This window comes from Mesorhizobium sp. WSM4840, from assembly GCF_055811755.1.
Window position 1 is genome coordinate 64,316 of record NZ_JBVVQD010000033.1, and the last position, 12,942, is coordinate 77,257.

The 12,942-nt window shown below is 62.1% G+C and carries 10 protein-coding genes, 1 tRNA gene and 1 pseudogene; 6 read left to right on the top strand and 6 right to left on the bottom strand.

From position 1 onward, the window contains the following. Positions 1 to 45: 45 nt before the first annotated feature. A complete protein-coding gene (gene betB, locus AC0L3I_RS30590; protein WP_473529385.1) occupies positions 46 to 1,509 on the top strand; it encodes a betaine-aldehyde dehydrogenase in 1,464 nt (487 codons plus the stop codon). Positions 1,510 to 1,518: 9 nt separating this feature from the next. Here the strand turns inward: betB and AC0L3I_RS30595 are convergent, their stop codons facing one another. Continuing rightward, a complete protein-coding gene (locus AC0L3I_RS30595) occupies positions 1,519 to 2,430 on the bottom strand; it encodes a LysR family transcriptional regulator (RefSeq protein WP_473529395.1) in 912 nt (303 codons plus the stop codon). A gap of 100 nt (positions 2,431 to 2,530) precedes the next feature. On the opposite strand from AC0L3I_RS30595, the gene AC0L3I_RS30600 reads away from it, so the two are divergent. Then, positions 2,531 to 3,421, top strand: a complete 891-nt coding sequence (locus tag AC0L3I_RS30600) for an NmrA/HSCARG family protein (protein ID WP_473529386.1) — start codon at positions 2,531 to 2,533, stop codon at positions 3,419 to 3,421. Positions 3,422 to 3,532: 111 nt separating this feature from the next. Here the strand turns inward: AC0L3I_RS30600 and AC0L3I_RS30605 are convergent, their stop codons facing one another. Further along, on the bottom strand, positions 3,533 to 5,053 hold the full coding sequence (locus tag AC0L3I_RS30605; RefSeq protein WP_473488782.1) for a phosphomannomutase/phosphoglucomutase: 1,521 nt from the start codon (positions 5,051 to 5,053) through the stop codon (positions 3,533 to 3,535). Between the two features lie 203 nt (positions 5,054 to 5,256). Here AC0L3I_RS30605 and AC0L3I_RS30610 point away from each other — a divergent pair. The 3 genes and pseudogenes from AC0L3I_RS30610 to AC0L3I_RS30620 all read left to right on the top strand — a co-directional run bounded on the left by AC0L3I_RS30610 (position 5,257) and on the right by AC0L3I_RS30620 (position 7,641). Beyond that, positions 5,257 to 5,333 (top strand) — tRNA-Pro (locus AC0L3I_RS30610). Between the two features lie 646 nt (positions 5,334 to 5,979). Beyond that, positions 5,980 to 6,324 (top strand): annotated as a pseudogene (locus AC0L3I_RS30615) (adenylate/guanylate cyclase domain-containing protein); the annotation flags it as partial. A gap of 192 nt (positions 6,325 to 6,516) precedes the next feature. Beyond that, complete coding sequence (locus tag AC0L3I_RS30620; protein ID WP_473529396.1) at positions 6,517 to 7,641, top strand: tetratricopeptide repeat protein; 1,125 nt, start codon at positions 6,517 to 6,519, stop codon at positions 7,639 to 7,641. A 368-nt stretch (positions 7,642 to 8,009) separates the two neighbouring features. Here AC0L3I_RS30620 and AC0L3I_RS30625 read toward each other — a convergent pair whose 3' ends face one another. From AC0L3I_RS30625 to AC0L3I_RS30635, 3 genes are all read right to left on the bottom strand, one after another. Further along, complete coding sequence (locus AC0L3I_RS30625; RefSeq protein ID WP_473529387.1) at positions 8,010 to 8,252, bottom strand: hypothetical protein; 243 nt, start codon at positions 8,250 to 8,252, stop codon at positions 8,010 to 8,012. Between the two features lie 45 nt (positions 8,253 to 8,297). Beyond that, positions 8,298 to 9,047: an SDR family oxidoreductase gene (locus AC0L3I_RS30630; protein WP_473529388.1), complete on the bottom strand. Its 750-nt coding sequence runs from the start codon at positions 9,045 to 9,047 to the stop codon at positions 8,298 to 8,300. 102 nt (positions 9,048 to 9,149) lie between these two features. Beyond that, positions 9,150 to 10,148, bottom strand: a complete 999-nt coding sequence (locus tag AC0L3I_RS30635; RefSeq protein ID WP_473529389.1) for a zinc-dependent alcohol dehydrogenase family protein — start codon at positions 10,146 to 10,148, stop codon at positions 9,150 to 9,152. A 96-nt stretch (positions 10,149 to 10,244) separates the two neighbouring features. Between AC0L3I_RS30635 and AC0L3I_RS30640 the strand changes: the two genes are divergently transcribed. After that, entirely contained in the window at positions 10,245 to 11,210 is a 966-nt protein-coding gene (locus tag AC0L3I_RS30640) for a cupin domain-containing protein (RefSeq protein ID WP_473529390.1), read from the top strand. A 561-nt stretch (positions 11,211 to 11,771) separates the two neighbouring features. Here the strand turns inward: AC0L3I_RS30640 and AC0L3I_RS30645 are convergent. Next, positions 11,772 to 12,942, bottom strand: a 1,171-nt coding sequence (locus tag AC0L3I_RS30645) for an aminomethyl transferase family protein (RefSeq protein WP_473529391.1), incomplete at its 5' end; no start/stop codon positions are given.

A 12,942-nucleotide genomic window follows, 5' to 3' on the forward strand; every position in this document is an offset into this window, starting at 1 on the left:
TGTCCGCCCGCCGGTCCCGGAGAAAGACAATTTGGAGAAGCTCCCATGCGCGCCCAGCCAAAGGCATCGCACTATGTCAACGGACGCTACATCGACGACGAGCAGGGTGCGCCGCTGCCGGTGATCTATCCGGCAACCGGCGAGACCATCGCGATGCTGCGTTCGGCGACGCTGAATGTGCTGGAACTGGCGATCGAAGCAGCGCGTGCAGCACAACCGGCCTGGGCGCGGCTGAAGCCGGTCGAGCGCGGACGCATCCTGCGCCGCGCCGCCGACATATTGCGCGCGCGCAACGCCGACCTGGCGCGCGTCGAGACGCTGGATACCGGCAAGGCGATCCAGGAGACGCTGGTGGCGGACGCGCCATCGGCAGCCGACTGCCTTGAATATTTCGGCGGCGTGGTCGCTGCCTATAATGGCGAGTCCATCGATCTCGGCGGACCCTTCGCCTATACAAGGCGCGAGGCGCTCGGCGTCTGCGTCGGCATCGGCGCCTGGAACTATCCGATCCAGATCGCCGGCTGGAAATCGGCACCGGCGCTCGCCATGGGCAACGCCATGGTGTTCAAGCCGTCGGAGAACACGCCGCTGTCGGCTCTGGCGCTGGCCGAAATCTATACAGAAGCCGGCCTGCCCGACGGGCTGTTCAACGTCGTGCAAGGCTATGGCGATGTCGGCGCCGGCCTCGTCGGCCACGATCTCGTCGCCAAGGTCTCGGTGACCGGATCGGTGCCGACCGGCCGCAAGGTGCTGTCGCTCGCCGGCTCGAAGATGAAGCATGCAACCATGGAGCTTGGCGGCAAGTCGCCGCTGATCGTCTTCGACGACGCCGATCTCGAAAACGCCATCGGCGGCGCCATGCTCGGCAATTTCTATTCGACCGGCCAAATCTGCTCCAACGGCACGCGGGTGTTCGTGCAGAAGGGCATCCACGACCGTTTCGTCGAACGCCTGACCGAGCGGACGAAGAAGATCCGCATCGGCGATCCGCTCGACCAGGAAACTCAGATGGGGCCGCTGGTCTCCAAGGCGCAGCACGAGAAGGTCATCGGCTATATCGAGGCTGGCAAGCAGGATGGCGCTGTCCTCGCCTGCGGCGGCAATGTGCCTTCGCTGCAGGGTTTCCAGAACGGCTTCTTCATCGAGCCGACGGTCTTCACCCATGTCACCGACGCCATGCGCATCGCGCGCGAGGAGATTTTCGGGCCTGTCATGAGCGTGCTGAAATTCGACGGTGAGGACGAGGTGATCGACCGCGCCAACGATACCGAATTCGGCCTTGCCGCCGGCGTGTTCACGCGCGACTTGCCCCGCGCCCACCGCGTCATCGCCGAGCTGCAGGCCGGCACCTGCTGGATCAACGCCTATAATCTGACGCCGGTCGAAATTCCGTTCGGCGGCTTCAAGCAGTCCGGTATCGGCCGCGAAAATTCGCTGGCGGCGCTGGCGCTCTATTCGCAGCTGAAGTCGGTCTATGTCGAGACCGGGGATGTGGCGAGCCCCTATTGAGGCTCGCGGCTACTGCTGGTCAGTCGCTGTATTTGCCCGACTGGAAATCCGGTCGGATGCGAGCTCGATGAATTCCTTGACGAGGGGCGAAAGATGCCGGCTGCTCGGATATAGGACATGCAGCCCGCCGACCGGAGTCGTGTAGTCCCGGAGAACGCGGCTCAGCCGCCCCCCATTGATGAGGGGCTCGGCGATGCTGTGCGGCAATTGGGCGATGCCGAAGCCTGCGAGCGTGGCCGCAACGACCGCCTGCATTTCATTCGCGGCGAAGCGCCCGGCCACCGTGACCGTTTCCTGACCGTGTGGCCCGTCCAGCACCCAATGGGTGCCCGAGGTCGAAGGGCCTGCGATGACGCACTGGTGGTGCGCGAGATCCGCCAGGCGTTCCGGCATCCCGTGCCTTGCGAGATAGTCCGGGCTGGCGCAGAGCAGCCTGTGCGTGGAACCGAGTTTGCGGGCGATCAGCGTCGAATCCTGAAGGATGCCGGTTCGGAAGGCGAGATCTATACCATCCTCAACCAGGTTGAGCTTGTCGTCGGTCAGGCGGAGCTCGACCTTGGTTTTTGGATACATCGCAAGAAAGTCGACCACCGCCTGGGTGAGGAAATAGCCGCCGAAGCCGACAGGAGCCGAAACGCGGATCGTGCCCGATGGCTCAGCTCTTGCTTCCGCGAGGCGCAAATTTGCTTCCTCGATCGTCCGCAGCGCCTGGCTGCTCTGCTCGTAATAGAGGCGTCCAGCGTCCGTCATATTGAGGCTGCGTGTCGTGCGCTGCAACAGGCGGACCCCGACCTCGCGCTCGAGCGCGGCAATGCGGCGGCTGACCGTCGTCTTGGGCATGGCGAGCAGGCGCGCGGCGGCGGTGAAGCTGCCAGCTTCGACGACGCGAGCGAACACCACGATGTCGTTGAGGTCGAGCATTGTATCCATTGTTGGGACAAAGTTTTCCAATTATAGGTGGTTATGCATCAATGCGATAGGTCCTAATTTTGCTCCAGCGAACGGAAAAGGAGCGAACAAGATGACCACCAAACGAAACGTTCTGGTGACCGGCGCCACAGGCCAGCAAGGCGGCGCAGTTGCGCGTGCTTTGCTGTCGAGTGGTGGACATCGCGTCAAGGCACTGACCCGCAAGCCGGACAGCGATGGCGCACGGCAGCTGGCGTCGGTAGGCGCCGAGATCGTGGCCGGCGATCTCGGCGACACGGCCTCCGTTGTGAAGGCAGTCAAAGACGTCGACACCATGTTCTTGATGGGCAACAGCTACGAAGCCGGGATGGAAGAGGAGACCCGCCAGGGGATTCTAGCCGCCGATGCAGCCAAGGCTGCAGGCGTCGGGCATCTGATCTATTCGTCCGTTGCCGATGCCAACAAGAAAACCGGCATCCCGCATTTCGAAAGCAAATATCTCGTCGAGCAGCATGTCGAACGGCTCGGCATTCCCTATACGATCAGCGCCCCGGTTGCCTTCATGGAGAATTTCGTCGCGCCGTGGTCGATCGGCGCGCTCAGCCAGGGCACGCATGCCTTTGCAATGCCCGCCAAACGTGTCCTCCAGCTGGTCGCACTTGCCGACATCGGCGCCTTCGTTGCCGCCCTGGTCGAGCGACGCGAGCGCGTGTTCGGCAAGCGCTTCGATATTGCGGGAGACGAGTTGTCCGGCGAAGACCAGGCCAAGATCCTTTCGCAGTCCATCGGCCGCCCGATCAACTATCAGGCAATTCCAATCGCGGTGGCCCGCCAACAAAGCGAAGATACGGCGCTGATGTTCGAGTGGTTCGACCGCGTCGGCTATGACGTCGATATCGCGGCTTTACACCGAGATTTCCCGGAGGTCCGCTGGCACAGTTTTGCCGACTGGGCGCGGGAGTTCGACTGGCGTGCCCTTGAGCGGGCTTATTCCGCTGCCTGAGTTCCTGTAGACATGATCGGCCGATGAAAACTTGGGAGCGGACCAGCTGTTGGGAAAATTTGGTCCGCTCCCCCACCGTGGCCTTCTCACGCCGCGATGAAATGAGAAAACCTAAAAAGTCTGGTTATAGGCGCCGACTTCAGGGCTGCGGCGCAGCACCGCATCGACGGCTTCGAACATCTGCCGGCGCCGCTCGGATGACACCGGGCTCTCCACCACGACGACAAGCTCCGGCTTGTTCGACGACGCCCGCACCAGGCCCCAGGTGCCGTCCTCGGCCACGACGCGCACGCCATTGACGGTTATCAGATCGGCGATCTTCTGGCCGGCGAAGACCGTGCCGTCCTGCTTCATTGCCTGAAAATCGGAAACGACCCGCTCGACCACGCCGTATTTCAGCTCGTCGGCGCAGTGCGGCGACATGGTCGGCGTGCCGAAGGTCAGCGGCAGGTCGCGATAGAGATCGGCCATGCTGCTGGTCGGGCTGCGATCCAGCATCTGACAGATGGCGATAGCTGTGATGAGACCATCGTCATAGCCGCGCCCTATCGGCGGATTGAAGAAGAAGTGACCGGATTTCTCGAAACCGGCGATGGCGCCAAGCTCGGCCACGCGCCGTTTTATGTAGGAATGGCCGGTCTTCCAATAGTCGGTGATGGCGCCATCGGCGCGCAACGCGGCGTCGGTGTTGAACAATCCGGTCGACTTGACGTCAACGACGAAAGTCGAGCCGGGATGCAGTCGCGCGATATCGCGCGCAAGCATGACGCCGACCTTGTCGGCGAAGATCTCGTTGCCTTCATTGTCGACCACGCCGCAGCGGTCACCATCGCCGTCGAAGCCGAGCCCGACGTCGGCTCCCGTCTCCAGCACCTTGTCGCGGATCGCGTGCAGCATCTTCATGTCTTCGGGATTGGGATTGTAATTCGGAAACGTATGATCGAGCTCGACGTCCAGCGGGATCACCTCGCACCCGATCCGCTCCAGCGCTTCAGGTGCAAAGGCGCCGGCGGTGCCGTTGCCGCAGGCGGCGACCACCTTGAGCTTTCTCGATATGCGCTTGTCCCGGGTCAGGTCGTCGAGATAGGTTTTGCGGAAATCCGCAACGAAGTCATAGGAGCCGCCGCCGATAAGATCGAAGTCGCCGGCAAGCACGATCGTCTTCAATGCGCTCATTTCCTCCGGGCCGAAGGTCAGCGGACGCGCCGCCCCCATCTTGACGCCGCTCCAGCCGTTTTCGTTGTGCGAGGCGGTGACCATGGCGACGGACGGCGTGTCGAGCGCGAACTGGGCGAAATAGGCCATCGGTGACAGCGCCAGCCCGATATCCCTAACCCGCGCGCCGGCGGCCATCAGCCCGGAAACCAGCGCCAGCTTGATCGCCAGCGAATAGGAGCGGAAATCATGACCGGTCACGATATCCGGCCCGGCGCCCAGGCGCCGGATCAGCGTGCCGAGCCCCATGCCGAGCGCCTGGACACCGATCAGGTTGAGCTCAGGCGGCTTCGCAGATCCAGGATGGCCGAACCACCAGCGCGCATCATACTCACGAAAGCCGGACGCCTTGATCAGCGCCGAGGTTTCAAACTCGAAGGTGTTGGGAAGGGCTTCGCTAACGATCTTCAGGGACAAGACAGTAACTCCAAGCGGCTGGATTCAGAGTGGTTTTAACGCAGGTGGCCATGCCTATAACACGAGCCCTTAAGCGGTGTTTATCCCGCAGGGAACTGAAACCCGTATGAGGTTAAGGCGAAAGCGGAAGAAATGCGACAGAAGCGTTGCCATTGGCGCTTGCAGGAACGAAGTGCGGCGGCTATAAGCCCGCGGTCTGGTCACGGAGTGTAGCGCAGCCTGGTAGCGCACATCGTTCGGGACGATGGGGTCGCAGGTTCAAATCCTGCCACTCCGACCAGAAAAAACAATGGGTTAGGCAACCCTAAGACTGCCTGCCCCACAGATATCCCCACAGAAAAAAAAAGGAAAAGCATCTAGGCCGCTCGATGGAGCTGGCAGACGCATAACTATTAAACGGCGAAACGCTATTGCTGCCATTTCACTCGCCAGCCCAGGTCGGCTGTTTCCGGCACATTCCAAACCACTCGCGATTTTGCAGATGGATCTCATCTGAGGCCGCGCCATCTAAACTATGTCTGCTTCGCGCCAAACGTGTTCAATCGCCGACAGTTGTCGAATGACTTCAATGGGCCGTTGGCGGACTTGCGGCTTAGAGGCTCGGAATGTCAGAAGCGGACCTTCAGTCGGGCTGTGTGCATCGACGTAAACTGACCCATTCCGGTCATCGCCTCGTTCCGCCTGAAGGTCGCGAAAGGGTGCGAACCCGGCTTCACACAAACGCCCATCGTCTCAGCGTTTAAAGGTTTGGCGATCTCCTTGAGACGTTCGCAGGGCGCGTTTCCCGATGCGGCCGGCTTTGCAATGCGCTACACTCCCAGAGGGGTGATGATACCGACGATTGGTCGCCCCCTGAAGGAGCTTCGCCCATGAAGCGCAGAATGGCCGCCCTGATGGTAGGCGATATCGTCGGCTATTCCGGAATGATGGAGCGAGCCGAGGAGCAAACCGCGGAACGCTTGGCTAGCTGTCAGGCCCTCATTTCGGAAAAGGTCGATCTGCTCGACGGCCGGGTTTTCAAGACGACGGGTGACGGGACCCTCGCCGAATTTCCGAGCGCCGTAAACGCCGTGCGCAGTGCATTCGAGATCCGCAGCGCGCTTGCAGGCGCGCAAGAGCCCGACACCGAACCTTTCAGGATGCGGTTTGGTCTCCATATCGCGGATGTCGTGGTGCAGGGCGATGATCTGGTCGGAGACGGCGTCAACCTCGCGGCGCGCATACAGGCGGCAGCCGAACCAGACTCGATCTATGTGAGCGGTGCGCTCTTCGATCATGTCCGCCGCAATTCTGCGTTCATATTCGACGATATGGGCGAGCGGGCGTTCAAGAACATTACGGAATCGGTGCACCTCTATCGGGTCCGCGGCGAGATCGGAGCGCATCGGCTGCAGTCGGCGCCGACGCAACTGGTCATCACGACGGAACGGCGGCCGGCATCGGTCGCGGTGCTCCCTTTCCGGGTGTCGGGCGACGACGAGAACCAGCGCTATCTCGCTGAGGGCCTCACCGAGGAGCTTATTGTCGAACTGGGGCGGTTTCGGCGTCTTTCGGTCAGTTCGCGGAGTGCGAGCTTCGCGGTTGCGGACTCCCACCCGGATCCGGTGAGGGTCGGCGAGGCTCTGGGCGTTCGATATGTGCTTGAGGGACAGCTGCGCAAGATCGGAGAGCGGGTTTCGATCAGCCTCACGCTGTCGGAAACCGACCAGGGGACGGTGGTCTGGAGCGACAAGATCCAGCGTCCGTTCGAGGAAATTCTCGCTTTGGTTGATGGAATCGTCGCGAGGATCGCCGCGACGGTATCCGGACGGATGGAGGACGCAGCCATGGTGGCGGCGCGCCGAAAGCCGCCAGAAAACATGACCGCCTTCGACTGCCTCTTGCGCGGGCTCGATCATCACCGCCTAGGCGGCGTCACCGACGACAATGCTCGCCAGGCCGTCGGCTGGCTTTCAAAGGCGATCGAGGCCGATCCGCACTACGCGGCCGCCTATGCGTGGAGGGTCTGCGCAGCGTCGGGGCTGCCGGGTTTCGACCCCGAGCAAGGTCGACGGGACATTTGCCGCGCGCTCGAGCTTGACCCCTGCGATGCCGAGGCAAACCGGATCATGGGCGCGTTTGAACTTATGGGTGGCAACTTCGACGAGGCCCTGGCGCACAGCCGCAGAGCAATGGAATTGAACCCGACGGATGCCTACATCAAGGCAAGATGCGCCGCGGTCTTTACCTGTGTGGGCGAAGCAGAGCATTCATTGTCCTTGCTCGACGAAGCCGAGATGCTCGACCCGTTCCTTCCTGTGTGGTGCGTCGAGGAACGGGGTGTGGCTCTTTATGCGCTGGGCCGCTATGCCGAGGCTATTGAATCCCTTCGCAAACTCACGTTTCAGACCACTCGATCGCGCCTCTATCGGGCGGCCGCGCTCGTGGCGCTCGATCGATCCGACGAAGCCGGCCGGATGGTCAGGGAAGCTGTCGGCAGCGAGGCAGCTCTAACGGCCTCCAACTTCACCAGCCGCGAGTGTTACCGCGATCCTGAGAAGGCTCGGGAGCTTGGCCGCTTGCTAAGGGAAGCAGGTTTGCCGCCATAAGATCGGTGGCGACGGTCTGCCGCTAACGACAACCCGTTCAGCACACACACTGTCGAAGTCTGCAACGGGTCGACTCCGGTCGTTTGCGATCGAAAAGGGAATGGCCGCTCATGACGCGACTACGATGTCCAGGGTGGTCGCCGGCAACGTCTGCTATCGGGCAACAGCAAAGATCACCTCAACGGCCGACATTTGGCGCAAAGCTGCCGTTCGTCCCGTAGAAGACGGACGTCGAGAGCGGCCTACAGCAACTAAGATCATTGGTCTTTGGGAAAGTAGGCTGCAGGTGTTGGTGGGCCCAGACGACGTTGCCAGAATGATTGATTTCATCGACTTTTTCGTGGGTCAAAATCAGACATCTTACCCTATCATTCCGTATGGTTCCGGAGCACAGGAAGAACCGTTCTCATGTCCGATCCCATGATCAGCACGCCCTCGTCACGCAGCGGCGCCAGCGCGCGGCCGGCGGCGACATGCATCGCCGGATCGAACCCGCGCTCCACGAACATCGCGACGACCGGAATCGGGGAAGGCCACCTTGAGCCGACGAAGACGCCGTGATCCAGCCCGCGGTCGGCATCGACCGCCGCAAAGCCGTTTTCCCGCAGCAACGCAGCAGCGCGTCCCGCCAGGGTCGGTGTACGCCAGGCACAGACTTAAACCTGTCCAAGGCCGCCATCGACTGGGAGGTCAATGCCGGTCACGAACGAGCTGTCGTCGCTCGCCAGGAACAGCGCGACGGTGGCCGCCTCCTCCACCCGTCCGACCCGGCCCATCGGCATCAGGGCAAGCATGGCGGGCAGCCCTTCCTTGATGGCCTCGACCGGCACGCCAAGCTTCCCGAAGATCGGGGTCTCGACCAGGCCGGGGCTGAGTGAGTTGACCCGGATCTTCCGGTGCTTGAGGTCGGTCGTCCAACTGCGCGCGAAGGACCGCGTGGCGGCTTTGGTCGCGGCATAGACCGAGTGAAGCGGGGAGCCCTTGTGGTGCGCGACCGATGCGTTGAGGATCACCGACGCCCCTTCACTGAGCAGCGGCAGCGCCTTCTGCACGGTGAAGAAGAGGCCGCGGACGTTGGAGTTGAACTGACGGTCGAAATCCTCCGGCGTCACCGCTTCGAAGGGCGCGAGATTGTTGACGCCCGCATTGGCGAAGATCACGTCGATCCTGCCAAAGCGTTTGCCGACTTCGGCATAAAGCGCGTCAAGCGCATCGAGATCAGAGACATCCGCGACGATAGCCACAGCGTTTTCGCCGATTTCGGCGGCTGCTTCATCGAGGGCGGATTTGGTGCGGCCGACAATGACGACCTTAGCGCCCTCCTGGGCGAACAGTTTCGCGGAGGCGAGCCCGATGCCGCTTCCGCCGCCGGTGATCACCGCGACCTTGCCAGTCAGTTTTGCCATTTCATATGCTCCTTGCAATGAGAAGGTGCGATGTAGCGCGTCGCACCGGCGCGGTTTCAATTCCCCTTCCGGGGCGACATGCACGGCACTGGAGCGCCGATCTCAGGCTTCGTTGGTGATGACGACCTTGCCGAACACGTTGCGCCTGCCGAAATGCTCGAACGCGCTCTTGCCGTCGTCGAACGCGAAGCGGCTGTCGATCACCGGGCGGATGCCATTCTGTGCGAAGGCGGCGATGACGTCCTCCAGGTCCTGGCGATTGCCGGTCGCGATCGTCTGGAACCGCGCAAAAGTGAGGAACATGTCGAGGTAGCGGGGCATCTCGCCCTCCGCCAGCACGCCGACCATCGACACCTGGCCGCTGAGCGCGACCGCTTTCAGCGACTGGCCGAAGGTGCCGGGACCGCCAACCTCGACCACGCGGTCGACGCCGCGCCCGCCGGTAAGCGCCTTGGCCTGCTCGCCCCAGTCGGGGTTCTCGGCATAGTTGATGACGTGGTCGGCGCCCAAAGCGCGCAGCTTTTCCGCCTTCTCGTTCGACGAGGTCGTCGCGATCACCTCGGCGCCGCGCGCCTTGGCGAATTGGAGGGCGAATAGCGACACGCCGCCGGTTCCCTGGGTCAGGACGCGCTGGTGCGGTCCGACACCGGCGACCGCGTTCCAGCCGGTGACCGCCGCGCAAGGCAGCGTCGCGGCGTCCTCGAAGCTGATCGAGTCGGGGATGGCGATCAGTTCGTTCTGGTCGATCGTGCGATACTCCGCCATCCAGCCATCGAGCTGGGTGCCATATTGCGGCGCGAACTCGCGGAACGGCCCCGTATGCCAGCCCGGCATGAAATTGTTCGTCACCCGGTCGCCGACCGCCAAGCGGGTCACACCCGGACCGACCGCCTCGACCACACCGGCGGCGTCGGACAACTGCACCCGCCCTTCTTCGAGGGGAAAGGGCGACCAGCCCTGCACGATCGAAAGATCGCGGAAGTTCAGCGACGTCGCCTTGATGTTGACCAGAACCTCGCCCGGACCGGGCTGCGGGGTGGGCTCATCGAACAGTTCGATGCCATCGATCGAACCGACTTTCAGCAAACGATAGATCTTCATACGTCACTCCAGTTTGTGGGAGTGATATGGCGGCGCTTGACCGGATCATCCATTGCGTGAAGTATGTGATTCATAACCTATCGTCCGAGATCGCCAATGCATCCTTTCGACTCCGTCCTCAGCGCCATGCAGCTCGAAAGCTCACTCTTCGTCCGCATGCGTGCTCACGCGCCGTGGGCGATGTCGTTCGACAGCGGCGGTCAGGCCCGACTGGTCGTGGTGTCCAAAGGTCAAGGCTGGTTCACTCAAGTCGGGCACCCGCCGGTCGTCGTTCAGGCAGGCGACTGCCTCATCATCAAGCAGGGGATCGTGGGCATATTAGGCGACAGGCCAGACCGGGTCGCAGTGCCCTGCTGGCAGATCGCCGACCATGTGACCGGCGAGACGGTGTCCTTCGGCGGAGACGGCGAAGCGTGCGAATTCTTCTCGACCTTGTTTACGTTCGACCACGCCGCGGGCGAGCCTCTGTCGGCGCTGCTGCCCGATGTCGTGCATGTCGCGATGCCGGAGTCCGACGCGGGGCGGATGGTCTCGGTGCTCGAACAGATCGGGGCGGAAGAAGCGCAGGGATCACTTGGTGGCTCCTATGTCGTCGGGCGGCTACTCGACGTGCTGTTCATCCAGGCGATCCGAATCTGGGCCGGTTCCGAGGGCAACATGCCCGGGGGCTGGCTTGCAGGGCTGACCCATCGCCAGCTGGCGCAGACGCTGCACCGGATCCATGCCGATCTGGCGCGCCCGTGGACGCTGGAGCAGCTCGCCCGCGACGCCGGGATGTCGCGCTCCACCTTTGCGGCGCTGTTCAAGTCGGTCGTCGGAGTGCCGCCGCTGACCTACATCGCCACATGGCGCATTTACCGCGCTAAACTTATTCTCGCCGCCGGCCACTCGATAGCAGCGGCGGCCGCGCAGACCGGCTATGGCACTGACATCGCCCTCAGCCGCGCTTTCAAGGCTGCGACCGGTGTGGCGCCCGGACAATGGCGGCGCGAGCGGCGGGCTGTCGACCGGAATGATCCGCGTCCAGCTAAATCAGAGGCGCTGGGCCTACGTCGCATCTGAACGCCTTAGCTTTGGCGGCGTGATCGCTATCTGTTGGTCATCCTTTTCCCGCTAGCCATGGTGGAGTTTGTCTCGGAGACGCACACAAATGCCAGTGATGGTGTCGACCACCGTGCTGCGGCCATTGTCGGCAAGGTAGTTGTCCGAGCAGATGACCATGGTGATTTGGCTGAACGGCTCTGTAAAAAGGCGGTGTCCTGTCCAGCGCCCATAAATGTGTCGGCACTCAAACCCGACCAGTGGAATAGCCGAGCCAGGTTCTCGACATCTGGCCTTTGTCCCTGCGCCATGAGGGTCAGTGTTGAAGCGCTGACTCCCGAAAGTTCAGCGACTTGCTTCCAGTTTAGTTTTCTATCCGACTTCTTTCGATCCAGCGCCTTCAAAAACGCCTGTGTGTTGAACTCAGATCGCGTCATCCAATCCACTCTTTCAAACAAGATATAAATTTGTAACGACTTTCGAGTTCGACGCACGAAGACGAGCCGTTTTGGAGAAAAAGCACGCCCATACCGAATTCCTAGGTCTTCCGTTCGGCTATTCAACGTCGAGCAGTGGACCGCGCTACATCTTCACCCGCTCCGCCTTCGGATCATACATCGGCTTCAGCGAGGCTTCCGCGGCGAAGCGCTCGCCTGCGATTTCGATCGCGTAGGACGACGACAGCACGTCCGCCTCGCCCTCGCCCTGGCACGGCACGTAGCCTAGGCCGATGGCGCCGCCGAGATGATGGCCGTAATTGCCCGAGGTGATCGGGCCGACAATCTTGCCGTCGCGCAGGATCGCTTCGTTGTGGAAGAGCAAGGGTTGCGTGTCTTTCAGGCGGAACTGCACCAGCCGCCGGTTCAATCCGGTTTCCTTCTTCCTCAGCACGGCATCGCGGCCAAGAAAATCGCCCTTGGCAGTCTTCACTGCGAATCCAAGGCCTGCCTCCAGCACATTGTCCTCGTCGGTGATGTCGTGGCCGAAGTGCCGGAAGGCCTTTTCAATGCGGCAGGAATCCAGCGTATGCAGGCCGCAGAGTTTCAGGTCGACATCGGCGCCGGCCTCCGTGATTGCCTCGAACACGTGAGCTGCCTGATCGGTCGAGACATAAAGCTCCCAGCCGAGTTCGCCGACATAGGTCACACGATGGGCACGGGCCAGCCCCATGCCGATTTCTATCTCCTGAAACGTTCCGAATGGGTTGGTTTCGTTGGAGAAATCGTTCGGGCTCAGCTTTTGAATCAGCTTCCTCGCATCCGGACCCATCAGGCAGAGCACGGCTTCGGCAGCGGTCACATCAGTGATCACGACGAATTCATCGGAGAGGTGTTTTTTTAGCCACGCGAGATCGCGCTGCAGCGTCGCGCCGGGCACGACGAGGAAGAAGGCGGTTTCCGACAGGCGCGAGACGGTGAGGTCGCTCTCGATGCCGCCGCGCTGGTTGAGCATCTGGGTGTAGACGATCTTGCCCGGCGCCACGTCCATGTCGTTGGCGCAAAGCTTTTGCAGGAAGGCGCAGGCATCGCGGCCCTCGAGGCGGATCTTGCCGAACGAGGTCATGTCGAACAGGCCGACGCCGTTTCGGACGGCCAGATGTTCGTCGCGCTGGTTGTCGAACCAGTTCTGCCGTTTCCAGGAATAGCGGTATTCGCGCTCCTGGTCCTCACGGGCGAACCAGTTGGCGCGCTCCCAGCCGGCGACTTCGCCGAACACCGCGCCGCGCGCCTTCAGATGTTCGTGCAGTGGCGAG

Excerpts from the sequence above, each read along its gene's own strand:
- betB (WP_473529385.1), top strand. The coding sequence starts at position 46 with ATGCGCGCCCAGCCAAAGGCATCGCACTATGTCAACGGACGCTACATC.
- AC0L3I_RS30600 (WP_473529386.1), top strand. The coding sequence starts at position 2,531 with ATGACCACCAAACGAAACGTTCTGGTGACCGGCGCCACAGGCCAGCAA.
- AC0L3I_RS30595 (WP_473529395.1), bottom strand. The coding sequence starts at position 2,430 with ATGCTCGACCTCAACGACATCGTGGTGTTCGCTCGCGTCGTCGAAGCT.
- AC0L3I_RS30630 (WP_473529388.1), bottom strand. The coding sequence starts at position 9,047 with ATGGCAAAACTGACTGGCAAGGTCGCGGTGATCACCGGCGGCGGAAGC.
- AC0L3I_RS30635 (WP_473529389.1), bottom strand. The coding sequence starts at position 10,148 with ATGAAGATCTATCGTTTGCTGAAAGTCGGTTCGATCGATGGCATCGAA.
- AC0L3I_RS30640 (WP_473529390.1), top strand. The coding sequence starts at position 10,245 with ATGCATCCTTTCGACTCCGTCCTCAGCGCCATGCAGCTCGAAAGCTCA.